The organism is Anaerophilus nitritigenes, from assembly GCF_004138215.1.
Classification (GTDB): domain Bacteria; phylum Bacillota; class Clostridia; order Peptostreptococcales; family Thermotaleaceae; genus Anaerophilus; species Anaerophilus nitritogenes.
The window spans coordinates 70,085-95,214 of sequence record NZ_RYYS01000009.1 but is presented as its reverse complement, the minus strand read 5'-3'; the positions used below and the strand labels follow the sequence as shown (position 1 = coordinate 95,214).

At 30.7% G+C, this 25,130-nt stretch carries 21 protein-coding genes, 1 riboswitch and 2 other annotated features; of the genes, 1 reads left to right on the top strand and 20 read right to left on the bottom strand.

Features of this window, described 5'->3' with window-relative positions; translation table 11 throughout:
- Positions 1-50: 50 nt before the first annotated feature.
- From EK368_RS00900 to EK368_RS00870, 7 genes are all read right to left on the bottom strand, one after another.
- On the bottom strand, positions 51-629 hold the full coding sequence (locus EK368_RS00900; RefSeq protein ID WP_129595846.1) for a TerD family protein: 579 nt from the start codon (positions 627-629) through the stop codon (positions 51-53).
- A gap of 17 nt (positions 630-646) precedes the next feature.
- A complete protein-coding gene (locus tag EK368_RS00895) occupies positions 647-1,258 on the bottom strand; it encodes a TerD family protein (RefSeq protein WP_129595845.1) in 612 nt (203 codons plus the stop codon).
- A 111-nt stretch (positions 1,259-1,369) separates the two neighbouring features.
- On the bottom strand, positions 1,370-2,050 hold the full coding sequence (locus EK368_RS00890; protein WP_129595844.1) for a TIGR00266 family protein: 681 nt from the start codon (positions 2,048-2,050) through the stop codon (positions 1,370-1,372).
- A gap of 48 nt (positions 2,051-2,098) precedes the next feature.
- On the bottom strand, positions 2,099-2,677 hold the full coding sequence (locus EK368_RS00885) for a TerD family protein (RefSeq protein WP_129595843.1): 579 nt from the start codon (positions 2,675-2,677) through the stop codon (positions 2,099-2,101).
- Between the two features lie 183 nt (positions 2,678-2,860).
- Entirely contained in the window at positions 2,861-4,684 is a 1,824-nt protein-coding gene (locus EK368_RS00880; protein ID WP_129595842.1) for a methyl-accepting chemotaxis protein, read from the bottom strand.
- A 212-nt stretch (positions 4,685-4,896) separates the two neighbouring features.
- On the bottom strand, positions 4,897-5,364 hold the full coding sequence (locus EK368_RS00875; protein ID WP_129595841.1) for a QueT transporter family protein: 468 nt from the start codon (positions 5,362-5,364) through the stop codon (positions 4,897-4,899).
- Between the two features lie 79 nt (positions 5,365-5,443).
- On the bottom strand, positions 5,444-6,544 hold the full coding sequence (locus EK368_RS00870; RefSeq protein ID WP_165000270.1) for a GerAB/ArcD/ProY family transporter: 1,101 nt from the start codon (positions 6,542-6,544) through the stop codon (positions 5,444-5,446).
- Between the two features lie 130 nt (positions 6,545-6,674).
- Positions 6,675-6,874: a binding site (T-box leader), on the top strand.
- A gap of 50 nt (positions 6,875-6,924) precedes the next feature.
- Between EK368_RS00870 and tyrS the strand changes: the two genes are divergently transcribed.
- Positions 6,925-8,151: a tyrosine--tRNA ligase gene (gene tyrS, locus EK368_RS00865; protein ID WP_129595839.1), complete on the top strand. Its 1,227-nt coding sequence runs from the start codon at positions 6,925-6,927 to the stop codon at positions 8,149-8,151.
- 61 nt (positions 8,152-8,212) lie between these two features.
- Here tyrS and EK368_RS00860 read toward each other — a convergent pair whose 3' ends face one another.
- The 13 genes from EK368_RS00860 to EK368_RS00800 all read right to left on the bottom strand — a co-directional run bounded on the left by EK368_RS00860 (position 8,213) and on the right by EK368_RS00800 (position 24,951).
- Positions 8,213-9,379, bottom strand: a complete 1,167-nt coding sequence (locus tag EK368_RS00860; RefSeq protein ID WP_129595838.1) for a class I SAM-dependent methyltransferase — start codon at positions 9,377-9,379, stop codon at positions 8,213-8,215.
- A 244-nt stretch (positions 9,380-9,623) separates the two neighbouring features.
- Positions 9,624-11,282, bottom strand: coding sequence for a putative bifunctional diguanylate cyclase/phosphodiesterase (locus tag EK368_RS00855; RefSeq protein WP_129595837.1), 1,659 nt, complete (start codon positions 11,280-11,282; stop codon positions 9,624-9,626).
- A gap of 160 nt (positions 11,283-11,442) precedes the next feature.
- Positions 11,443-12,471 carry an alpha-hydroxy-acid oxidizing protein gene (locus EK368_RS00850; protein ID WP_129595836.1) on the bottom strand — a complete coding sequence of 343 codons (1,029 nt, stop codon included), beginning with the start codon at positions 12,469-12,471 and terminating at the stop codon, positions 11,443-11,445.
- A gap of 75 nt (positions 12,472-12,546) precedes the next feature.
- Complete coding sequence (locus EK368_RS00845; protein ID WP_243109325.1) at positions 12,547-14,505, bottom strand: sensor histidine kinase; 1,959 nt, start codon at positions 14,503-14,505, stop codon at positions 12,547-12,549.
- A 226-nt stretch (positions 14,506-14,731) separates the two neighbouring features.
- The gene (locus tag EK368_RS00840; RefSeq protein ID WP_129595834.1) at positions 14,732-15,898 is read right to left on the bottom strand and encodes a M20 family metallopeptidase; all 1,167 of its coding nucleotides are present in this window, start codon (positions 15,896-15,898) and stop codon (positions 14,732-14,734) included.
- A gap of 26 nt (positions 15,899-15,924) precedes the next feature.
- Positions 15,925-17,127: a hypothetical protein gene (locus EK368_RS00835; protein WP_129595833.1), complete on the bottom strand. Its 1,203-nt coding sequence runs from the start codon at positions 17,125-17,127 to the stop codon at positions 15,925-15,927.
- 46 nt (positions 17,128-17,173) lie between these two features.
- Positions 17,174-17,410, bottom strand: a binding site (T-box leader).
- Positions 17,411-17,508: 98 nt separating this feature from the next.
- A complete protein-coding gene (gene thiC, locus EK368_RS00830) occupies positions 17,509-18,819 on the bottom strand; it encodes a phosphomethylpyrimidine synthase ThiC (protein ID WP_129595832.1) in 1,311 nt (436 codons plus the stop codon).
- A gap of 49 nt (positions 18,820-18,868) precedes the next feature.
- Positions 18,869-18,967: riboswitch (TPP riboswitch) on the bottom strand.
- Between the two features lie 48 nt (positions 18,968-19,015).
- Positions 19,016-19,921, bottom strand: coding sequence for a ribose ABC transporter substrate-binding protein RbsB (gene rbsB / locus EK368_RS00825; protein WP_129595831.1), 906 nt, complete (start codon positions 19,919-19,921; stop codon positions 19,016-19,018).
- 228 nt (positions 19,922-20,149) lie between these two features.
- Complete coding sequence (gene rbsC, locus EK368_RS00820) at positions 20,150-21,082, bottom strand: ribose ABC transporter permease (protein ID WP_129595830.1); 933 nt, start codon at positions 21,080-21,082, stop codon at positions 20,150-20,152.
- 6 nt (positions 21,083-21,088) lie between these two features.
- Complete coding sequence (gene rbsA, locus EK368_RS00815; RefSeq protein WP_129595829.1) at positions 21,089-22,582, bottom strand: ribose ABC transporter ATP-binding protein RbsA; 1,494 nt, start codon at positions 22,580-22,582, stop codon at positions 21,089-21,091.
- Between the two features lie 12 nt (positions 22,583-22,594).
- Positions 22,595-23,014, bottom strand: coding sequence for a D-ribose pyranase (gene rbsD / locus EK368_RS00810; protein WP_129595828.1), 420 nt, complete (start codon positions 23,012-23,014; stop codon positions 22,595-22,597).
- A 2-nt stretch (positions 23,015-23,016) separates the two neighbouring features.
- On the bottom strand, positions 23,017-23,931 hold the full coding sequence (gene rbsK, locus EK368_RS00805; RefSeq protein WP_129595827.1) for a ribokinase: 915 nt from the start codon (positions 23,929-23,931) through the stop codon (positions 23,017-23,019).
- Positions 23,932-23,943: 12 nt separating this feature from the next.
- A complete protein-coding gene (locus EK368_RS00800) occupies positions 23,944-24,951 on the bottom strand; it encodes a LacI family DNA-binding transcriptional regulator (RefSeq protein ID WP_129595826.1) in 1,008 nt (335 codons plus the stop codon).
- Between the last annotated feature and the right edge of the window lie 179 nt (positions 24,952-25,130).

The window sequence follows — 25,130 nt, the reverse complement described above, 5'->3', positions numbered from 1 at the left end:
TATTAGAAAATAATAGAAACCTAAACCCCAAGGTTAGGTTTCTATTATTTTTACACGGAAAGACCATAATTTCTGCAAAGATCTGCTAACCCGCCACTAAAACCACTTCCAATAGCGTTAAACTTCCATTCTTGGCCATGTCTATAAAGCTCACAAACTACTAACGCTGTTTCGACTGAAAATTCTTCTCCTAAATCATATCTCAAAATTTCTTCATTATTCTCTTCATTCACTACTCGAACATAAGCATTAGATACTTGTCCAAAATTTTGACCTCTCTCATTTGCTTCATGTATAGTAACCGTAATACCTATTTTATGAACATGTGCAGGGATTTTTGTAAAATCAACCTTAATCTGTTCATCATCTCCTTCTCCTTCTCCAGTTCTATTATCTCCTGTATGTATCACTGATCCATTTCCACCCTGTAAATTATTATAAAATACAAAGTCTGCATCATTTAATACTTTTCCATTCTCTCCTGCTAAAAAAGCAGATGCATCTAAATCAAAATCATGTCCTCCTCCATACTTATTTGTATCCCATCCAAGTCCTATAATAACCTTTGTTAAATCTGGATTAGATTTTGTTAAATCAATCCTTTGTCCTTTTGTAAGATTAATAGCCATTTTATACCTCCTATAAATTAATATTTTTTGACAATTTCACTTAATGAAGCATCTTGAGTACCTTCTCCAATAGCAGCAAACTTCCATTCTGCATTGTGACGATAAATTTCTCCTACAATAAGTGTAGTTTTTCCTGCATAATTATCTGTTAGATTGTATCTGATTAACTCTTCTTGATGATCTGTATTCACTACACGAATAAAAGCATTTTGTATGAGTCCAAAATCTTGTTTGCGTCTTATACAATCATAAATATTTACAACAAACACTAATTTATGAATTTCTTGAGGAACTAAATGTAAATCCACAAGGATTTGTTCGTCATCTCCTTCTCCCTCGCCTGTAAGATTATCGCCTGTGTGAATAATACTTCCACACATACTTCTTAAGTTTCCAAAATAAACAAGATCTTGTTTTCTCGAAAGCTTTCCATTGATATCTAACATAAGTACAGATGCATCACAATCAATATCTGCACTCGCACTACTCCCTCCAAATAAACCTGATAAAAATCCCCCACTTTTTTCTCTTTCAATAGGATCCCATCCTAACCCTATTAATAGTTTAGAAAGTCCTTTATTTCCTTTTGTAAGATCGATTCTTTGGCCTTTTTGCAAATTAATTGCCATAACTACTCCTCCTCTATTATAAATCCTTTAAGCAAAGACTTTTTATGATAAATTTTTATATAATATTATTAATTCTAACTTTTTAAAAAAATTCCTCTAAAAATATAATTCTTATTTTTGAGCAGGCATAAATTGTCTAATCCACCCACCAAAAGCTCCTGGATTTCTACTTTGAATGAGCACTGTTCCAGGGCCCCTAAATCTACAAACAAGTCCTTCTCCTGATGTAATACTTGAGATCCATCCCTTTGACGCTTTTTCAATAGTATAATTCATATACTCAGGCCATGCTACAAGATGACTATTGTCTATAATAACCTCTTCTCCTTCAGAAAGATTAATAGGATGAATAGCTCCAAAAGAGCTTATAAATACCGTTCCTTTTCCACTAATCTTCACAATAAAAAATCCTTCTCCTGAGAATAATCCCTTTGCTAAATTTTGCATTTTACTAGAAACATCTATCCCTGATGTAGCCGCTAAAAACCCATCCTTTTGTACAGAAAGATTATATGATCCATCCAAATTTACATCTACAACCCCTCCTGGAGCCGTTGCTGCAAGGAGTACTTTTCCTGGTCCTCTAGTAGCCTCAAGAGTTTGAAAGAAAAACTTTTCTCCTGCAAGCATTCTTCCAAGCCCTTGCATAAGACCTCCTTCCATACGTCCATCTACTTCTATAGTATTAGACATAGATACCATGGCTCCTGATTCAGCTTTTATATTTTCTCCTCTTTGTAAATTTACTTCTACTAATGGAAAAGCTCCTTCATATAATATTTTATAATCCAAATAAATTCCTCCCTTTATTTTATACAAAGACAGAGCCTTACGGCTCTGCTATACATTGATTCCAAAGTTTTGACATAAAGCTGCAAGACCTCCGCTAAATCCACTTCCAATGGCATTAAATTTCCATTCTTCATTATGACGATAAAGTTCTCCTACTACAACAGCAGTCTCTACACTAAAGTCTTCTCCAAGATCATATCTGATTAATTCTTCTCCTGTTTGTTCATTAGCAATTCTAATAAATGCATTAGACACTTGTCCAAAATTTTGATTTCTTTCTGTAGCCTCATGAATAGTTACTGTAAAATCAATCTTATGCACATGAGATGGAACTTTAGAAAGCTCTATTTTAATTTGCTCATCATCCCCATCTCCTTCTCCTGTAAGATTATCCCCAAGATGCATCACAGATTGAGCTTGATCTTTTAAATTATTATAAAAGATAAAATCATTATCACTTGAAGCTTTTCCATTCTCTCCTAGCATAAAAGCTGCTGCATCTAAATCGAAATCATGTCCTCCATCATATTTATTTGTATCCCATCCTAATCCTATTAATACTTTCGTAAGTCCTGGATTAGTTTTTGTTAAATCTACCTTTTGTCCTTTTTGTAAGCTAATTGCCATCATCCAACCTCCTCATATTTTTTGTAAATTTTCTCATTAAATATATTATCGTACAATATAACTTAATAATTTACAGCTAATAACAATCCTATTCATATTAAATGTCGATTTATGTATACTTCTTTATATAAGACATAAACTCCTTCTACTTCATAAGTTTTTTCATATTAAATGAAAATATACCTATATTTTAAATTTACTCATAGAATGTCTTAATTTTTCAATCAGTGAAATCATTTTATCATTTTCTTCTTTCATAAGATCCATAGCACTATTTTCTTCTTGAGCTAAAGCAGAAGTTTGTTCAATAGAAGCTGAGTTTTCTTCTGCAATACCTGCTACTTGTTCAACAGATGAGGTTATTTCTAAACTATGCTCAGATACTTTATCTAAATTTTGAGATACTTTTTCTATTCTTAATACCATATCCTCTACTTTATTGTTAATTTGTTGAAATGATTTTTCAGTATTTTTAATTTGCTCTGTTCCAGTTTCTACTTGCTTATATCCATCTTGTAAAGACTTTGTCATATCTTGTGATTCTTCTTGTATTCCTTCTATAATTCCTCGAATTTCTGTAGCAGAATCTCCTACTTGCTCTGCTAATTTTCTTATTTCATCTGATACTACAGCAAAACCTCTTCCTGCTTCTCCTGCTCTTGCTGCTTCAATAGCTGCATTTAGAGCTAATAGATTTGTTTGATCTGATATTTGATTGATCACTTCTACAAGTTGAGAAATATTTTGAGCTTTTTCATTTAATCTTTGTACTTTATTGACAGAATCTTTAACTACATCATTAATAACATATATTTGATCTACAGATGCTAAAATTTGTTGATTTCCAACTTGAGCAATATCTAATACTTCCCTTGTACTTTGATCTAATTCTTCTCCTTTTTCATGGGTTTGTTCTATTAATTTTCCCAATTGATTTACAGCATGTGCAATCTCTGTAGCTGAATTTGCTTGTTCTTCTGCTCCTACTGCCATTTGTTGCATAGTAGCTGCAATTTGCTCACTTCCCCTTCTCACTTCTTCAGATATATTTCCAAAAGCTTCTGTTTGATTATTTGCCTCATTTGATACATTCATAACGTCTTTCATCATATCTCTTAAATTACCTACCATTTGATTGATAGAAGCTGATAATTTTCCTATTTCATCTTTTCCTTCATAATCAATTTTTTCCACAAGTAAGTTTCCTTTTGCAGCTTCATCACTTACATGAATAACCTTATCTAAATTTTTTCGGATCATTCTTCCTATAATGATCATAATAATACTTCCCAAAACAATAGATAATGCCACACTAATCATTAAAATAAAAGTAGCTCTCTTCATACTTGTATGTGCTTCTTCTATGGCCTTTCCTCTAGTTTCCTGTACGATTTCTCTCATCTTTTCAAGTAACAAAATTGTTCTTTGTCTAAGAGAAGCTGTAGTAATTTTAGGCTCTATAACTTTTCTATCATCATTTTCTTTAATAGCAGGTATAATATCCTTTTGTAAAATATCATCCATTTTTTCATCATTAGATTGAATATGAGTATACAAAAATTTTAATTCATCTACATCCACAAAGCTCTCTATATCTTTTATAATTAGTTTTACATCTTCAACTGATTGTTGAAATTCTTGATCTACTTTTTTATAATCATCTAAGTATCTATCTTTTTTAAAGAATATATATTCTCCAATCTTTGCATCCTTCTCTCTAAATAAAGATCCCATTTTTGTAATGTCTAATGCACTTTTTCCTACCTGGTCTAGTGTATCTATATTTTCTTTTATATCGTTAAGGGCTTGAATAGTTACAAAAGTAGATGTTAAAAAAAATATACCTACAATGAACAAAACTAACCCATATTTATATCCTATTCTTATATGATTCCATCCAAATTTTGCGAACTTATTCTTTATATGCAATTTTTTAGAGTTCTTTTCCTGTTTTTCTTTTTCTAAATCTTTTTTCTTTCGTATTCCTATTATTTTTTTAAATCTCATACCAAAACACCTCTTTCTGTTTATCCTTGATGCACATAAATATTATAAAAAATATTTCCCATGTATTATGTATAATGGTTTATTTATCCAATCATTCGACATATTTATAGAAAATCCTTCTCTTAATTCTAAATTATGTAAAAACAAGACTTTTTTCCTGAAATTTCGCAAGTGTTTTTATATAAAAAAGAGATGAATTTTTTCATCTCTTTTTATCTTTTAAATATCTTATCTTTATATTTATCTAGTGTCAAAATCAAAGGATACCCTAATCCATAGCATGCAATGAGTTGTCCTAATGTAACCCATCCCATAGTGATCAAAAGAGGTAGTCCATAAAGATACCGAAGTACAAATCCTATTACAATTCCATTTACAATAACTGGTGGTATAGGAACAAGAAACTTTTTAGGCATCTTATAAGATAGATAAGCTGCTAATAAAGTAGCCAAACTACCAAATATGATATCTACTAATCCTCCACCTCCATAAATATTTGCCAAAATACATCCTACAAAAAGTCCTGGTATGGCAGCAGGTGTAAACATAGGCAAAATAGTTAAGCTCTCTGAGATTCTCACTTGAATCTGTCCATAACTAATAGGTGCAAATAAAATTGTAAGTGCAGCATAAATAGCTGCAATGAATGCGGCTTGTACAATATAATTTGTTTTTTTCATTTTTTTACCCTCCGTAGTTTTTTTTATTGTCAGGATATTGCGAACTGACACTAAATATATAAACCTAGTGGCTATATTATCACTTTTTATAACCTATTGTCAATGAATTTTTTTGTTTTATTTCAGCAACAATCCATATTATAATAGGAAAAATAATTTGAAATGGAAAATGATAATAAGGCCATATGTCTCTATTAAATTCGAAATAATACATTACACTATCGTATTGAAAATAAGCTAAATTAATTTGTAATAATGCTACTGGTAAAATAATCAAGTGGTATTCTTTAATTTTAAATATTTTAGAAATTCCCTTACAAGTACATAGCAACAATATACTGATTTTAATAAAGCCTCCTAATAAAAACACAATACTTACAATCGCTTCCATTCTTTGTAGTATATCTCCAATTTTTATTCTTGAGGCAGTTTCATGAGATGGATAATATATACCTGTTGCACTCTCTACTCCTAATACTAAAATATTCGTCATAGAAAGTAATAATAAATATATACCTCCAATCAGTACCCCTCCTAAATAAATCTTATAAATAGATTTATTTGTATTCAGATCTTCAAATACCATAGTAAAAACTATCATTTGAATAAATGGAAATGTCATTACACTAAAAGCCCCTTCAAATACCGGCTTCATTCCTTTTGACAATACAGGTGCTATATGATTTATATCCATATTTGGAATAGACAACAATACAATAAATACTAATAATAATATAGGTATATATAAAAATACTTCACTACATCTACCCATTACCTCCATACCTTCTTTAAGACCCCATGCACATAAAAATACAAATACTATTTGTATAATGATCTGGGGAGTTTCAGGAAAACTCACTACATGAATAAACTGACTATAATTGACTACTATATCACTCATCATAAAATAAACAAACCAAGTATATAATACAATCATTACTTTTCCTATAATTTTTCCAAAGCATATTTCTATTATATCAAATAAATTTTTATTTGGAAAAAGACAATGAAGTCTTGCATAAATTATGATTATAGGAATTACCATACCTATTCCTATAATAAAAGCTAACCATAAATCTCCTCCTGCCTCTAATCCTTGTGTAAATATAGAGCTGGAACCAATTATAAATAAAATAATCAAGGAAACTCCTTGTTTTGTAGAGATATTTTCTTTATGCATGCATATTTCCTCCAGCATTGCTTTTCTTTTAGTATTTGAATTTCTTTCTTGAATCATGTATTTTCATTTATTTTTAATAATACCTTGTCCCCTATTCATATTTGTGTTAAGATATGGGTAAAATAAATTTATACAAACTATGAAGGAACCTAGTAGTCTTTTATGGTAACAATCAAGAGAGCAGACTGGTTGGTGAAAAGTCTGTAGTACATAAAAGATGAATTACACTCTGGAGTTTCGAAGCTAAAAACTTCGACGGCTTCCACTCGTTATCGTGGCCAGAGGCTTTATGCGAACTAAGGTGGTACCACGGGCTTTCTCGTCCTTACTAGATGAGAGGGTCCTTTTATTTTTGTGTAAATATAGAGGAGGTTTTTATTATGTCAAATGTATTTGATGTGCTGAAGGAAAGAGGATTTATTCAGCAAGCAACTCACGAAGATGAAATCAGAGAACTTCTTGGAAAAGAAGCTGTTACCTTTTATATTGGTTTTGACCCTACTGCAGATAGTTTACATGTAGGTCACTTTGTACAAGTCATCACTATGATGCATATGCAACGTGCAGGTCACCGTCCTATTATATTAATAGGTGGAGGAACTGGTATGATTGGTGATCCTACTGGAAAAACTGATATGAGAAAATTCATGACACCAGAGACTGTACAGTATCATTGTGACTGCTTTAAAAAACAGCTTTCAAAATTCCTTGATTTTTCAGAAGGAAAAGCTATCATGGTTAACAATGGCGATTGGCTATTAAACCTTGAGTATATTCCTTTCTTAAGAGATATAGGAAGACATTTTTCAGTAAATAGAATGCTTACAGCAGAATGTTTTAAAAGTCGTATGGAAAAAGGACTTTCTTTCTTGGAATTTAACTACATGATCATGCAATCTTATGACTTTTTAAAATTAAGTAGGGAATATGGATGCTCCTTAGAATTAGGTGGAGACGATCAATGGTCTAATATATTAGGGGGAGTAGATTTAGTTAGAAGAGTAGATCAAAAATCTGTTTATGGTATGACTTTTTCTCTTCTTACTACTAGCGAAGGAAAGAAAATGGGTAAAACAGAATCTGGAGCTTTATGGCTTGATCCTGAAAAAACATCTCCTTATGAATTTTATCAATACTGGAGAAATGTTGATGATGCAGATGTTGAAAAATGTTTATCTCTTCTTACTTTCCTTCCTATGGATGAGGTAAGACAACTTAGTAGCTTAGAGGGAGCTGAAATTAACAAGGCAAAAGAAATACTAGCTTTTGAAATTACAAAATTAGTTCATGGAGAAGAAGAAGCTAAAAAAGCAGAAGATGCTGCAAAAGCTTTATTTGGTTCTGGTCCTAAAACAGATAATATTCCTTTTACAGAAATACCTTCTGATTCATTTAATGAAGGAATGAATATTTTATCTCTTTTATCTGAAGCTAAATTAATTCCTTCTCGTAGTGAAGGTAGACGATTAATCCAGCAAGGTGGAGTTGCTTTAAATGATGAAAAAATAACAGATATGAATACATTAATTACAAAGGATCACTTTAAAGATGGTGCTCTTATGATCAAAAAAGGAAAAAAAGTATATCATCAAATCAGACTAAAATAGAAGCCTATGGCTTCTATTTTAGTTGTGGATTATTCTATATTTTTATAAAATTATCCACAATTTATTCAGTAATTCTTTTTTGTAATTTTTCTCCTAATTCTTTTTCAAAATAAGGTGTAATGCCCCAAAATTTCTTAAAGGATCTATATTCCTTCGCTGCTTGTTCATAAGATCTGTTTCCCTTTACTGATCGAATTAATAAATTCTTTGGAGTATGCTCCATATCAATAAATTCTAAAATTTGAGTGTCATATCCCATAATTTCTAATATATTTGCTCTTATGCTATCTGTAATTAAAGCTGACATTCTTTCTTTGATAATCCCGTGTTTTTCCATAGGAATCATCAAAGAATTATGTATTTGATCTAATAATTCATGTTGACAACAAGGAACAGATAAAATAATATCTGCATTCCACTCTATAGCTTTTACCAAAGCTGCATCTGTTGCTGTATCACAAGCATGCAGAGTAACTACCATATCTACTTGATCTTTTTGATTAAAATGGGCAATATCTCCCATCATAAATTTTAAATTCTCATACTTTAAATCCTTTGCAATTTCATTACAATGCATAACTACATCTTCTTTTAAATCAAGTCCTATAATATCCACATTCATATTTAAGATATCCACAAAATAATAATAAAGTGCAAATGTTAAATAAGATTTTCCACATCCAAAATCAATCACAGTAACTTTTTCTTTCTTTTTTAAATTATCTACTACATCTCTTACCATTTCTAAAAATCTATTGATTTGTCTAAACTTATCATACTTTTGAGCAAATACTTTTCCCTTTTCATTCATTACTCCTAATCTATATAAAAATGGATTTGGAGTATTCTCAGGAATCATATAGTTTTTCTTTCTATTGTGAGATAAATTTTTTGGCTTTTTTGTAGGAGATTTTTTTAAAATCTTTACTTTAAATTTTTTACTAATAAGGATTTGATAATCCGCTTCTTTTGTATAGATTTGTCCTTGTTTAAAATTTGTTTCAAACAAAGAAATCATCTTTTCTATCATTTGATTTTTTTCCACATTTTCATGAACTACTTTTTTATCATAATGATATATAAATTGATACATAATTTTCTCTTTCAAAAGAACAGGTCTTATATTTACTTTATTATAATCCTCTTTTTTTCTTACATTACTAATAATACATTCTATCAAACTTTCTTCTTGTATAATTTGATTAAATAAATTTCTTATATTTTCCATAAAATCTTCCTCTCTTACATTACTATATGTATTATAACAAATTCAATCTTTTTATATTATAAAAATTCGCATGTTCCTATCGGAACTGCTCATATCGCCAACGAAATTTTTTCATTTCATTCAGAATTTCCGTTGCTTAAAATTTAATGAAAATCTAACTTTCTAAAATATTTATAATTTATTCATTTATATAATTTTCTAAAGAATAACAAATTCACATGTTGTAATCACAACATGTGAATTTTTAACAAACTTGTCTTTTTTCTTTTATCATCTTCTCCATATTGATAACAGATAATGGCTTGCTAAACAAATATCCTTGTACTTCATCACATCCTAATTTCTTTAAAAAATGAAATTGCTCCCACATTTCCACACCTTCTGCAATCACACGCATATTCATGCTCTGAGCCATTTCAATAACAGATTTTACAATAGCTTGTTGATTATTACTTTGAGTAATATCATCAATAAAGGATTTATCAATCTTTAAAACATCTATTTCTAGCTGTTTTAAATAATTTAAAGAAGAATAACCTTTTCCAAAATCATCTAAAGAAATGTGTATTCCTAAACTTCGTAACTCCTGTAAGATTTCATTTGTATATTCAAAATTTTGCATAATTGTATTTTCTGTAATTTCAAGCTCTAAACAAGAAGGATCTATTCCTGTTTCTTTTACTATATTCACTACTTTTTTAACAAAATCATCTTGTTGAATTTGAATCACTGAAATATTTACAGACACATACATAGAAGGTTTACCATTTTCCTGCCACTTTCTAATTTGATTACAAGCAGTTCTTAATACAAAATCTCCTATAGGAATAATGAGTCTTGTCTCTTCTGCGAGTGGAATAAATGTATTTGGAGAAATCATTCCCTTAGTAGGATGTTTCCATCTAATAAGCGCTTCTGTTCCTTCAATTTTGCAACTTCTGATTCCTATTTTAGGCTGATAATAAACAATAAATTCTTCTTTTTCTATAGCATGTCTTAAATCATTTTCCATTTCTAATTTTTCTAACATCTTCTGATGCATATCATAGGTATAAAAAGAGTAGCTATTTTTTCCATTATTTTTTGCTTCATACATAGCTGTATCTGCATTTTTTAGTAATATACTTGCATTTTCCCCATCTTTAGGATATATGGTAATGCCCATGCTTATTGTAATATAAAATTCTCGATCATCTAAAATCCAAGGATTTTGAAAAGACTGTATGATACTTTGTGCAACATTTTTAACTTGATTCATTTCTACATTTGGCAAAAGAGCCACAAATTCATCTCCTCCTAATCGAGCAGTAATTGCATCTTCTCCCAAATATTTTTTCATTAATCCACCTACATTTTTTAGGAGTAAATCTCCAAACAAATGTCCAATGGTATCATTTACTTTCTTGAAATTATCTAAGTCAAAATATAAAAGTCCAATCTTTTCTTTTTTTGTTTTTGCTTCTTCTAATACATAAGCTAACTTCTGTTCAAAGAATACTCGATTATAAAGTCCTGTTAAAGGATCATAATCTGCTAAATAATGAATTTTTTCTTGTTTTTTAAACAATTCTTGTTCTCTGTCCTCTATTTTTTGCTTTATCTTATTTAAATTTTGAATGGCTAATCCAAATGCATCATTAGAATCTAAAAAAATCATTTCATCATATTTTCCTTGTTGTATTTGACTTAATACATGATTAATCCTATTCATTTTTCTAATTATATCTTTATAAAGAAATTGATAAATGATTAAAAAATTAAGAATAGCCATAGCAAAAGAGAACATTATAATCCTCAATGATAAATTTGTTTTGTATTGTACATAATTTTCAAAAATAGATACTAAAAAAATATTAAAACAAATTAAAATTATAGTTAAATAAATCATTAATTTATTTTTCATTCTATAATCTCCTATAAATGTTATATTTTATATTTTATTCTATCATATATATATGACTCATACAAAACAAAAGATTCACATTATGCTATACCGTATAATCATATGATCAATAAAATTTCTCATTCCTTTGTAAGTTTTCTACTCCCTACAAAAAAACCGTCTATAAAAAAGACGGCTTAAATAAAATTTCATCATTTATTTCTTTTATATTTCTACATCCTGTCATAATCATGCCTTCCACTAATTCTTGTCCTATTTTTTCTGTATACATAGCTACTCCATCAGAACCTGCTCCATAGGCTGCTACTGCATAAGGTCTTCCAATCAATACTGCATCTGCTCCTAATGCTAAAACCTTTAAAACATCTAATCCTGTTCGTATCCCACCATCTACAAATATTTTCATTTTTCCTCCTACAGCCTTTACAATTTGAGGAAGCACCTCTACTGTTGCAGGAGTATAATCTAGTACTCTACCTCCATGATTAGAGACAACAATTCCATAAGCTCCTGCCTCCATAGCTTTCACAGCACCTTTTACTGTCATAATTCCCTTTAAAATAAATGGAAGCTTCGTAGCATGAATAATTTCTTTTAAATCTTTTACTGACTGTGGCCTTACAGGTTTACCAGCTTTAGCTAGTATAGAAAGCCCTGCAGCATCAATATCCATACAGACTGCTAAAACATTTTTTTTCTCTGCTGCATATAATCTTTCTAATATTTCTTTTTTACTCCAAGGCTTTATGGTTGGAATTCCCCATCCTTCATTTTCTTCAATCGCTTTTAATGGATCCATAAAGTATTCATCCTTTACTCCATCTCCTGTAAATCCAATAGTCCCTGCATTTTTACATCCTGTAATAATAGCCTTTGTATACTCGTAATCTGTCAACTTTTCTCCATAGCAAGGAATAAGTCCTCCTATAGGAGCTGCAAAAACTGGATATCTAAATTTTTTTCCAAACAATTCTATAGAAGAATCTATATTACCAAAATCATAGATCGTATCCATATTGAGTAAAATTTCTTCTAGCTTTTCTACATTACGTATAAATGTAGACCCCGTTCCCTTTCCTCCTACTCCTGGAATTTCTCCTTTGCATACCTTTCCATTACATGTAGAACAAACTCTACATGTAAAATCAGAAATGTTTTTAGCATTTTGAAGCATATCCTTATATTCCACTACAATCCCTCCTAAAGTCTTTTTATTATGATCTATTTTATCATAAGATTTTCTATCTTTATTACTATATATCTTTTATGCATAAATATCTGCAAACTCAATATGAATTCTCTCTTTGCATTCCCAATCTACATATTCATGATCACCAGAAGTTTTCTCTATTACTAGATCAATTGGAATATTGATAATAAATTCACTTCCCTTTTTCCATTCACTGTTTAATTGAATTGTTCCATGATGCATTTCTACTAATGATTTTACTAAGGAAAGTCCAATCCCACTTCCCTCTCTATTTCTGGTTAAAGATTGATCTACTTGTCTAAATCTTTCAAAGATCTTCTCACATTCTTCTTTTGGAATCCCTATTCCTGTATCTTTTACCTTGATGCATAAACTTTTACCACTATCTTTTACATTTACAGTAATTTTCCCTCCTGGATCTGTAAATTTTACTGCATTAGAAAGAAGATTCAAAAGGATTCTTTCAATTTTATCTGGATCACAAGCTATAATTTTTTCTTCCACATCTGTATCAAATTCAAGAGTAATCCCATTATTCTCTACATAATCAGCTACAGATAATGTAATCTCTTCTAATATATTGATCACTTCTACATTTTTTAAATGAATTTCTAAAAATCCAGCATCAATTTTAGTCATATCAATAAGATTGTTCACAAGTCTCAATAACCGATTGCAATTTTGTTTCATTACTTTTATATATTTATTTATTTTTTTTTCATTATCAACATATGCCAAAGATTCGTTGCAAAATTCTAACAATTGTATAGCTCCTAATATAACATTTAATGGAGTTCTTAGCTCATGAGAAATATTTGCAAAAAATTCATTTCTAAGTTCATCATATTCTTTTGCTTCTCTTAATAATCTTTCATTTTCTTCTGCCCTTTTTTGATCCGTCACATCACGACTACAAATGGTACTATATATATTTTTCCCATTTTTATCATAACAAGGTTTTCCTATCTCTTCAATCCATATGTAATGTCCATCAGAATGACGATATCTACACTCTACTCTATTTTCTATATGTTCTTTTATAGTTTTTTTATATGTATCCATTGCCTTATCTAAGTCTTTGGGATGTATAAAATCAAATATAGATTTTCCTATAAGTTCTTCTTCTCTATAACCCGAAATACTCATACATGATGGACTCACATATTCAATAATTCCTTGATCGTTGATTTGGCTAATCATATCAGACATATTATTTGTAATCTGTCTTAATCTTTTTTCACTTTTTTCTAATGCTTCTTCTACTTGTTTTCTTTTTGAAATATCTTTTACATAACTTAAAAAATATAGAGGATTTCCATCTTCATCACATACTAATGAAATATTAATATATGCCCAAACTATTTCTTTATTTTTATTAATATATCTTTTTTCTATATCAAAGGAAGCATACTTTTTTTCCCATAAATCTTCCATTTTTTTCATTTGTTTTTTAAAATCATCAGGATGAGTAAAATCTTTTACATTCATATTCATCAATTCTTCATAAGAATATCCTAGCATTTTTATAAAACTAGGAGGAACTTTAATTACTTTCCCACTTATATGACTACGAGTAACCATAACATAAGATAATTCTTCTGCTTTTTGAATTTGAATTTGTTGAGTAAATAATCTTTGATTAGATATCCTAAGTCTTTTGGTAATTAAACCTATTTGAAGAGATGCTCCTATCAACAAAAGACTATTGATCGGTCTACAGAATAAATATATTATAGAATGAGGAAAAATAAAAATTCTTGTATATATAGCTTGTGCTAAATATATAATGCTAATCAGAGCACTAAAATAACCACTTCTTTTTTCTTGCCACGCAGAATATCCTACTAAAATTGCAAACATTCCAATTAAATCAGGACTTTTCATATCAAAATAATATATCATTTGAGTGCATCCAAATAGTATCAACGTTATAAGTGGTCCTATATAATTCTTTATAAAATCATTATTAAATCTTAATTTTTCTACCTCCCTTAGATTCTCTATCTCTGTCACTTTCAATCCCATCTCCCCCTTGTTGATAGCCTACAAATCTAGTGATATCTTTACATTTATTTACATGATTATATCTTTCTATAAAATGCTAAATGTTCCTCCAAAAACATTTAGCATTTTATTACAAATATATACATTTTTCTCAATAATAAAAACCCAGATTAAAAAATCTGAGTTTTTATTATTAATAATTTGTAATGTTTTATGACTTTTATATTATATTATCTTATTTTTCATTTAAGAAATCTATAGCATATTGAGCATATAAAGCTGATCCTGACTCTAGTGCATCTTCATCTATATTAAATCTTGGATGATGATGTGGGAAATCTGCTCCCTTTTCTTCATTTCTTACACCTACAAAAGCAATGAGTCCTGGAGCTAATTTAAGATATTCAGCAAAATCTTCTCCTCCTGTTACTTTCTCCATAAGAGATACACCTTCTTTTCCAAGGATTTTTTCAACAGATTTTGCTGCTCTTATAGAAGAATTTCTTTCATTAATAGTAGCTGATGTTCCTGCTACATATTCAAGTGTTGCCTCTGCACGATAAGCCTGAGCTGTAGATTTTGCAACTCTTTCTAAAATATTAGGAAATTCATCTCTTATATCATTATTAAAACATCTTGTAGTTCCTTCCAACGTAGCTTCTCCTGCAATTACATTAAATCTTGTTCCAGATTGGATTTGTCCTACACTTACTACAGCAGACTCTAGTGGACTAATCTCTCTACTTACTACAGATTGTAAATTCATTACAATAGCAGAAGCCACTACTACTGCATCTACCCCTTGATGAGGTAAAGATCCATGTCCACCCTTTCCTTTTACATGAATTGTAAACATATCTGCTGATGCCATGCGAGGTCCTTCTTCTACTGAAATAACTCCACTTTTTAAATCACTCCATAGATGAATTCCAAATACTTCATCTACCCCTTCCATAGCACCTTCTTCTATCATCTTTTGAGCACCTCGAGCTGCTTCTTCTGCTGGTTGGAAAAATAATTTTACAACTCCATTCATTTGTTCCTTCATTTCATTTAATATCTTTGCTGCTCCTAAAAGCATAGCTGCATGACCATCATGACCACATGCATGCATAATCCCTGGATTTTGAGACTTATATGCTACATCATTTTCTTCATTTACTTGCAAAGCATCTATATCAGCTCTTAGCGCTATTGTTTTTTCAGGGGTTTTTCCTTTGATTGTTGCTAAAACTCCTGTTTTAGCTATAGAAACATAAGGAATGTCCATTTTGTCTAGTTCTTCCTTAATCCTTTTAGAAGTTCTCTCCTCATTCCAACTTGGCTCAGGATGTTGATGAAACTCCCTTCTTAATTCAATCACATATTCTTTGTACTTTTTAGATAATTCTTTTACACTCATAATTTATTCACCTCTATCTATAATATTTAAAACATATTTACAAACAATCCTGCAACAATAACAGATACAATTGTCACTGTTGTAAATCCACCTACTAGCATTTTAGGAAGCATTTGATCCATTAAATATTTTCTTTCTTCTTCATCCTCTGTTAATGCTTTTGTAGCTTCTTCTGTTAAAATATAGTTCGGTGGAAATCCATAAAGAGCTGTAAGGGCTACAGCAAATGCCATTTCTTTTGTGTATCCTAATAATTTACCTACCACCATAGATAAAATTCCCATTCCTAAAACTCCAAGAACAATAACTCCCATTAAAGATCCTGCAATTTGCACTAACATTTGAGGAGTTGCTTTTGCAAGTCCTGTAAATATAAACGCCATAAGACCTGTCATAAAAAATCCAAAAGATCCTGAAAGGTTAAGTGGCTTTCTCTCTAATAATCCTATTTCAGAAAAAATAACTCCAAAAATTAAACAGACTACATATTGAGATAAGAAAGTAAATCCTGTAGTCTCTTGAAACCAAGCCGAAAATCCTACTGCAGCCCATGCCACTATTCCTAATTTTAATAAAAGCATATAAGTCGTTTGATATTTAATAGGTAGTGGAGGAAAAATTTTATATTTACTCTCCTCTACTGTTACAGCTGTCTCAGCCATTACATCCTTTTGAATATTTACTATTCCATTTCGAAATAAATCTAAAAGTCTATTCCCTTCTTTTTTTAGCATAATAGCTGTTAGAGGATATCCTACAAATCCCTGCATCACATACATGATAATTGCAAGAACTGCTAAATTCTCCATTCCCTTTGCTGCTGCTGCATCTGACATCATAATAGCAGCTACAATTCCACCTGTTAAAGGAGGAGTAGCAGCAACTACTGTCTCCCATCCAAATAATACTCTACCGATAGTTAAAGTCATCATACAAATCCCTACAACTCCAGCTAAAGCAACAGTTACTGTCCTCCATTGGGATATAAGTTCTTTAATACTTAGCATCGTACCCATATGAGTAATTAATAAGTACATAGATAATGTAATAATTGTCTTTTCAAACCCTGCTAACCCTACAATATCCGCTGGGAAAAAAGTCCAAAATCCAAATAAAAACAACAATGCTGATACAAACACAGATGGTACAAATGCCTTTGTTTTAGTAGATACAACATCTCCAATAGCAAGTACCAAAAGAACTACACAAAATGCCATCATCAAACTCATCCATTTTCCTCCTCTATTTTTTTATATAAAAAAAACTCCTCATCCCTATAGGGACGAGAAGCTCATCTCGCGGTACCACCCTTTTTATGTTTATAAATACAAACATCACTTTATCGGTTTAAACCTTGCAATGTAACGATTGCAAATCGAATTGATCTACTCAAAAAATTTTTCAATCTCATAGCTTGGGAGTGAGTATTATATATACCTTGTTATCAGTTTTCACCAACCACTGACTCTCTAAAAACCAAGAGTATATTTTTCTCTCCGTCATCGCTTTATCTATAATTATTTATATTGTTGTTAATCTTACCAACATTTCTTCATTTTGTCAATATTATTTTTATTATAAATATTATTTTTTTCAGAAAAATATAATATTTAATCATCATCTCTTAACATATTAATATTTTTTCCTTCCATCACCTTATTCATATTTCTCATAGAACACATTTTTCCACACATGGTACAACTATCTTCATGAGCAGGCATAGATTCTTTTCTATATTTTCTTGCTTTTTCTTCATCAATAGCTAGTGAAAACATACTCTCCCAATCTAGCTTTTGTCTAGCAGTACTCATAGCATGATCCCAATCCTTTGCGCCTTTTATATTTTTGCCTAAATCTCCTGCATGAGCTGCAATTTTCGTTGCAATAATTCCTTCCTTCATATCCTCTAATGTTGGTAATCTTAAATGTTCTGCTGGTGTCACATAACATAAAAAATCTACTCCACAGCTTGCAGCTAAAGCCCCTCCAATGGCACTTGTAATATGATCATAACCAGGTGCTATATCTGTTACAATAGGTCCTAATACATAAAAAGGTGCTCCATGACAAAGTTTCTTTTCTAATAATACATTCGCATGAATTTCATTGATTGCCATATGTCCAGGTCCTTCGATCATAACTTGAACATTTTTCTCCCATGCCCTTAACGTAAGCTCTCCTAATACCATGAGTTCATGAATTTGACTTGCATCTGTAGAATCGTGAATGCTTCCAGGTCTACATGCATCTCCTAGACTCAATGCTACATCATATTCACCACAAATATCTAATAGATCATCATAATATTCATAGAACGGATTTTCTTTACCATTTAGCTCCATCCATGCATAAAGTAAAGACCCACCCCTTGAAACAATATTAGTAAGCCTTTTGTTTCTTTTAAAAGTTTGTGCTGTATTTTTATTAAGTCCTGCATGAATCGTTACAAAATCTACTCCATCTTTTGCATGTTTTCTTACTACATCTAAAAATTCTTTGGCAGTGATATCTTTTAATTCCTTATCATAAAAACCTACTGCATCATATATAGGCACAGTCCCGATCGTAGCATTAGACATCTCAATTAACCTTCTTCTAAATTCTTCTGTTTTTCCGTAAGAACTCAAATCCATAATAGCTTCTACATTCATATCTAAAGCTACTTTCACTTTTTCAAGCTCTTTTTCTATATCACAACAATCTTTGGAAATACCTAAATTTACATTGATCTTTGTTTTAAGTCCCTCTCCTATTCCTTCAGGATCTAATGATTTATGATTCTTGTTAGCAGGAATAATTACTTTCCCCTCTGCAATAAGTTTTCTTAAAAATTCTACTTCTATATTCTCCTTTTTTGATACAATTTCCATTTCTTTAGTGATGATCCCTCTTTTAGCAGCATCCATTTGAGTTGTGTACATATTTTTTATCCCCCTTAAAAAAATCAAAAAAAGCTTACCCAAAGGTAAGCTTAATCTTTCGTTGCTTCCCTACGTCAGTATGACCTGCATCAGGTAATAAGGGTCAGGAAAAATCCTTCTCAGCCAAATGGCCCCCCTAGCAAAACTATTATGTTGACTTCATTGTATTCCTATTTTTGTTATTTGTAAAGTCTTATTATTCTGTTATTAATTTTAAATCAACAGGAATAAACTTTTCTACTTTTTCTCCTTTGATCATTTGATCTACAGTTTCTATTCCTAAAGATCCTATTTTATCTGGTTGTTGTGCAACTGTAGCAGAAAGTTTTCCCTCTTTTACAGATGTAACTGCATCATCTGTAGCATCAAAACCAACAACCATAATATCTCTTTTACTTCCTTCAATAGCCTTTAATGCTCCTAAAGCCATTTCATCATTATGAGCAAAAACAGCATTGATTTCTGGTTGTGCTTGTAGGATATTTTCCATAACTGTCAACCCTTCTGTTCTGTTGAAGTTTGCAGTTTGTTTTGCCACTACTGTTATTTCTTTTCCTTTGATGGCTTCATTAAATCCTGCTCCTCTATCTACGGTAGCAGAAGCTCCTGGAATTCCTTCTAATTCTACTACTTTTCCTTTCTCGCCTAGCTTTTCTATAATATAGTCTCCTGCCATTTTTCCACCTGCTACATTATCAGAAGCAATGTGAGATACTACCTCTCCACTATTTGCTCCTCTATCTAAAGTAAGCACTGGAATGTTTGCATCATTTGCAATCTTAATAGCATTACCTACTGTGTCAGAGTTTGTTGGATTGATCATAATGACAGAAACTCCTCTTATTACCATATCTTCCATATTAGAAAGTTCCTTTTCTGACTTATCTTGTGAGTCTAATACAATTAATTCATATCCTAATTCTTTTGCTTTTGATTCAGCACCTTCTTTTAATGTTACAAAAAATGGGTTGTTCAAAGTTGAAATGATCAATCCTATTTTTTGTACTTCCTCTTTTTGAGGCTCTCCTTGTTGCCCTGTACAACCTGCTAATAATCCCATAGCCAAAATGGCTACCATAAAAATAGATACTACCTTTTTCATTTTTAATTCCCCCATTCCTTTATAGTTTATCTGATGACTAACAATTCCAATGTTCTCACTTTTTACGCGAACAATAAGAATTGTACAGTTCCTAGATAACACGACTTAATGTTTAGATTGTTTCATTATTTCATCTAAACTGAGTCTTAGTTTAGATGTATGGATTCGGAAAGACCAAATCCAGCATAACAATGTTTATTTTATCCTTATCTAGAAAAAATAAACTATTTATTTTTCTTTTCGATCAGATAATACTGCAATTAATATAACTGCTCCCTTTGCAATCATTTGATAATAAGAAGACACATTGAGTAAATTTAAAGCATTATTTAAAATTCCTATAATTAAAGCTCCTATGATGGTTCCTAGTATACTTCCTGCCCCTCCTGCAAGACTTGTTCCTCCTAATACAACCGCTGCAATTGCATCTAATTCATATCCAATCCCTGCATTAGGATCTGCTGAGGAAATTCTTGATGTAGTAATAATTCCTGCTAAAGCTGCTAAAAATCCACTTATTGCATATACAGAAAGTTTTATATTAGATACCTTCAGTCCTGAAAGTTTTGAGGCTTCTTCATTTCCACCTAAAGCATAAATATATCTTCCCATCCTTGTCTGTGTTAAAACATAATAAGATACTATAAATACCAAGACCATCAAATAAACTGGAATAGGAATTTTTAAGAAGTATCCTCCTCCAATGTTTGAAAAAACTTCAGAAGTTTTATCTCCTGCTAAAGTAATAGGTTTTCCATCAGAAAACACTAGTGTAGCTCCTCTTAAAACAGTCATAGTCACTAAAGTTGCAATAAATGGCTGAACTTTTCCTTTACTAATAATAATTCCACTAAAACATCCTGCTAATGCCCCAATCACTAAAGCCATGACTACTGCTAATAAGACATTTACTCCTGATGAAATCAAATACGCAGATACAGCACCAGAAAACGCCAAAATAGACCCTACAGATAAATCGATTCCACCTGTTAAAATAACAAAGGTCATCCCTGCTGCAATAATAGAATTAATAGAAGTTTGTCTTAATACATTGAGTATATTGGGTAATGTTAAAAATCTAGGACTTAGCAAAGAAACAATAAAAGAAAATACCACAAGTCCTATGATCGATTTAAATTTCATAAGTACTTTTTTATTCATACTTTTTTAAGCCTCCTTTATTCCTACAGCACATTTCATGATTTTTTCTTGAGAAGCATCTTCTATAGAAAATTCTCCACTAATTCTTCCTTGATACATAACTAAAATACGATCACTCATTCCTAATACTTCTGGCATTTCTGAAGAAATCATAATAATACTCATACCCTCTTTTTTAAATTCATTAATTAAATCATATATTTCTTTTTTTGCTCCTACGTCTACTCCTCTAGTAGGTTCATCCAATATTAAAATCTTAGGCTTTGTCATTAGTCCCTTTGCAATAGAAACTTTTTGCTGATTTCCTCCACTTAAATTTTTAATCTTTTGGTTTTCACTAGGAGTTTTGATATTCATATGACCAATATATCTTTTAACAGCTTCCTTTTCTTTTTTAGAACTAATCCTTAGAGATTCTTCAAATTTTTCCAAAGAACATATAGTCATATTCTCTTTTACTGAAAGCCCTAAAATTAAACCTTCTCCTTTTCTATCCTCAGATACATAAGCAATTCCTTTTTGTAAAGCCTGTTGTGGAGATTTTATTTCTACTTTTTTTCCTTCTATATAAATTTCTCCTGAAATCTTTTGAATAACTCCATATAAAGTCTTTGCAAGTTCTGTTCTTCCAGAAGCCATAAGTCCAGAAATTCCTAATATCTCTCCTTTTCTTAATGTAAAATGAATGTCTTTTATATATTCATTAGAAAGATTTTTAACTTCTAAAGCAAGTTCTCCCTTTTTGACTTCAATTCTTGGAAATTGTTCTGTAAGCTTTCTTCCTACCATCATTTCTATCAATTTATTTTCATCTAAATTTTTCACTTCATCTTCTCCAATAAATCTTCCATCTCTTAAAACAGTTACATCGTCACACATCCTAAAAATTTCTTCAAGTCTATGAGATATATAGACAATTCCTTTTTCATCTTTTCTTAATTCATCAATTACCTCAAATAAACTTTCTGTTTCTTTTTTTGTCAAAGCATCTGTAGGCTCATCCATAATAATAATTTTTGCATGTAAAGAAAGAGCCTTTGCAATCTCAATCATTTGCTGCTCTCCAACACTTAATTGAGACACCTTTTGTCTAGGATCTTTGTCTACTTTAAGTTTTTTTAATAATTTTTCACTATCTTCATAAAGCTTTTTCCAGTCTATTTTTTTAAATTTATTTACAGGTTCTCTTCCTAAAAATATATTCTCTCCAATAGTCAAATGAGGAATTAAATTCAGCTCCTGATGAATAATGCTAATTCCAAGATCTTGTGCATCTTTTGGTCCTTTTAAATGAATTTCTTCTCCCTCATAAATAAGTTGTCCCTGATCTTTTTGATATACACCACTTAATATTTTCATAAGAGTAGACTTTCCTGCTCCATTTTCTCCAAGTAACGCCATTACTCTTCCTTGATGAATTTTAAGATCCACACCATCTAATGCTTTTACTCCTGGGAATTCTTTCACAATCCCCTTCATTTCAAAAATAGGTTTATTCATTAACACCTCTCCTTAAAATACAACGCCTGATTTTAAGATTACATTTGCATATGGAGTATGTTCTCCTGTTCTAACAATTCCTTTTGATTCTTTTGTCATATTCTTAAAAGTTTCATGATCTACTTTTGTGATTTTTATTTTTATATTTTCATTTTCTTCTACTTCGTAAATTTTTCTCATAAACTTTTCATAAAGAACAGGACTAACTGTCTCCATTTCCTGTGCAATAACTACTTCTTCCACTTTTAATTCCTCTAAAATTGTATCTAGTGTATCCATAAAGCTAGGAATTCCTTTTTTAAGTGCTAGATCTATTCTTTTTACTTCTTTTGGAATAGGCAGCCCACTATCAGCTATAGCGATTCCATCTGTATGTCCCATTTGAGAAATCATATAAGAAATTTCACTATGAATTAAAGCTGTCTTTTTCATTTTTAGTCCTCCTTTAATGCTTCTATTTCTTCTTTATATGGAAGAGATCTTTGTGCTCCTTTTTTTGTTACCGTTAAAGCTCCTACCCTTGAACCATATCTTATTGCCTCTTCTATAGTCTTACCCTCTGATAGACAAACACATACTCCTCCTATAAAACTATCTCCTGCTGCTGTAGTATCTATCGCTTTTACTTTATGGGCTTGAAATTTTTTAAATCCTTTTTTATCTATATACATAGATCCTTTTGATCCTAAGGTAACAATCAAAGATTTTACTCCCTTTTCTATTAAATTCTTTGAAGCTCTTAGTACATCTTCTTCATTATTTATTTCTATGCCAGTTAATATCTCAAGCTCTGTTTCATTAGGAATTAAAAGATCTATATTTTTAATGATCATATCATCTAGTTTTTGTGCAGGTGCAGGATTTAGTACAGTATATACCCCTAATTCTTTAGCACACTTTAGTGAATACTTTACTGTATCTAGGGGAACTTCTAATTGAAGCACTAAAAAATCTGATTCTTTTATGATTTGTATGTTTTTATCTATATCTTCTTTATTTAATGTAAAATTTGCCCCTGGAACAACAATAATCGAATTATCTCCTTCTTCACTTACTGTAATAAGTGCAACTCCCGAAGGAGTATTTGTTTCTATTTTTACACCCTCTACACAAATTTTATCTTTTGTCAGTCCTTCTAAAAGAGTTTTTCCAAATCCATCATCTCCAAGTTTTCCAATCATATGAACTTGGCCACCTAATCTAGCAATAGCTACTGCTTGGTTGGCTCCCTTTCCTCCAGGAATTTCTTCAAACGACTTCCCTATTATGGTCTCACCTACTTTTGGCATATGATCTACATTTGCTACCAAATCCATATTCATACTTCCGATCACTGTAATTTTTCTCACAGTATTGCCTCCTTATTTCTTTAAAGTAGAATTTCGAATCATCAATTGAGTGTCTAATAAAATATTTTGATAACTATTCACTTTTCCTTGTAAAGTCTCTATAAGCATTTGTACCGCTTTGTATCCCATTTCATAAATGGGTTGTTTGATGGTTGTCAAAGTAGGATCAATAAATCTACTCATATAAATATCATCAAAACCTACGACTCCCACTTCATGTGGAACTTTTATACCATCTTCCTGTAGGGCCTTTATTGCTTCTATAGCAATTAAATCATTTCCACAAAATAAAGCATCAAATTTTCTTTTTTGTCTTAAAAGTTTTTTAATAATTTCATAACCCCATCCACTTTGATAAGTTCCTTCTATGATATTTTCTTCTTTATATTTTATAGAATATTCTTTAAATGCTTTTTTATATCCCTTTAACCTTTCCATAGATGTATAAGATGTATAGGGTCCTGATAAGAAAAGGATGTCTTTATATCCACATGTAATCAAATGTTTTACTCCTTCATAAGCACCATTTCTATTATCTGCTTTTATTCTTCCTTTTATATGCTTTAAATCAAGATCTCTATCTACTAAAATAATAGGAATTTTATTATTTTTAAAGCGACGAAACTCTCCCGTTCTTTTAGATGAAGCTGTAAATATAATACCATCTACCATTTTTTCAATGAGCATACTTACGCATTTTTCTTCCTTCTCTTCATCATCATCTGTATTGCAAAAAATCACATTATACTCCGATTCATTAGCTCTATCCTCTACCCCTCTAGCAAGTTCGGGAAAAAATGGATTTCGTATATCTGGAATAATCAGCCCAATTGTATTTGTTTTCTTTGTCACAAGACTTCTTGCTGCTGTATTTGGGATATAATTATATTCTTTCATGATTTTTAGTATCTTTTTTCTTGTAGGATCACTAATATGTTCATCTTTATGATTAATTACTTTCGAAACAGTTGCTGTTGAAACTTCTGCTATTCTTGCAATATCTTTGATTGTAACTTTCATATTCTTCCTCCAATATTACGATAAACATTTAAGTTAAACGTTTACCTTAATTGTAGCATTTTTTTTCTTCCTTTTCAATCACTTCTCATTTTATAAAAATTTGCATATATCTATGTTCTACTCACGTTTTTCATTGATTCAAAAATAAAAAATATTAAGAAAACAAAAAGACGGTTCTT

Bases quoted from the DNA above. Each gene is read 5' to 3' on its own strand.
- EK368_RS00895 (WP_129595845.1), bottom strand. From the start codon at position 1,258: ATGGCAATTAATTTGCAAAAAGGCCAAAGAATCGATCTTACAAAAGGA.
- EK368_RS00870 (WP_165000270.1), bottom strand. From the start codon at position 6,544: ATGCATAAAGAAAATATCTCTACAAAACAAGGAGTTTCCTTGATTATT.
- EK368_RS00885 (WP_129595843.1), bottom strand. From the start codon at position 2,677: ATGGCAATTAGCTTACAAAAAGGACAAAAGGTAGATTTAACAAAAACT.
- rbsD (WP_129595828.1), bottom strand. From the start codon at position 23,014: ATGAAAAAGACAGCTTTAATTCATAGTGAAATTTCTTATATGATTTCT.
- rbsC (WP_129595830.1), bottom strand. From the start codon at position 21,082: ATGAATAAAAAAGTACTTATGAAATTTAAATCGATCATAGGACTTGTG.
- tyrS (WP_129595839.1), top strand. From the start codon at position 6,925: ATGTCAAATGTATTTGATGTGCTGAAGGAAAGAGGATTTATTCAGCAA.
- thiC (WP_129595832.1), bottom strand. From the start codon at position 18,819: ATGTACACAACTCAAATGGATGCTGCTAAAAGAGGGATCATCACTAAA.
- EK368_RS00855 (WP_129595837.1), bottom strand. From the start codon at position 11,282: ATGAAAAATAAATTAATGATTTATTTAACTATAATTTTAATTTGTTTT.
- EK368_RS00880 (WP_129595842.1), bottom strand. From the start codon at position 4,684: ATGAGATTTAAAAAAATAATAGGAATACGAAAGAAAAAAGATTTAGAA.
- EK368_RS00840 (WP_129595834.1), bottom strand. From the start codon at position 15,898: ATGAGTGTAAAAGAATTATCTAAAAAGTACAAAGAATATGTGATTGAA.
- EK368_RS00800 (WP_129595826.1), bottom strand. From the start codon at position 24,951: ATGAAAGTTACAATCAAAGATATTGCAAGAATAGCAGAAGTTTCAACA.
- EK368_RS00860 (WP_129595838.1), bottom strand. From the start codon at position 9,379: ATGGAAAATATAAGAAATTTATTTAATCAAATTATACAAGAAGAAAGT.
- rbsB (WP_129595831.1), bottom strand. From the start codon at position 19,921: ATGAAAAAGGTAGTATCTATTTTTATGGTAGCCATTTTGGCTATGGGA.
- rbsA (WP_129595829.1), bottom strand. From the start codon at position 22,582: ATGAATAAACCTATTTTTGAAATGAAGGGGATTGTGAAAGAATTCCCA.
- EK368_RS00875 (WP_129595841.1), bottom strand. From the start codon at position 5,364: ATGAAAAAAACAAATTATATTGTACAAGCCGCATTCATTGCAGCTATT.
- EK368_RS00835 (WP_129595833.1), bottom strand. From the start codon at position 17,127: ATGAGTTTGATGATGGCATTTTGTGTAGTTCTTTTGGTACTTGCTATT.
- EK368_RS00900 (WP_129595846.1), bottom strand. From the start codon at position 629: ATGGCTATTAATCTTACAAAAGGACAAAGGATTGATTTAACAAAATCT.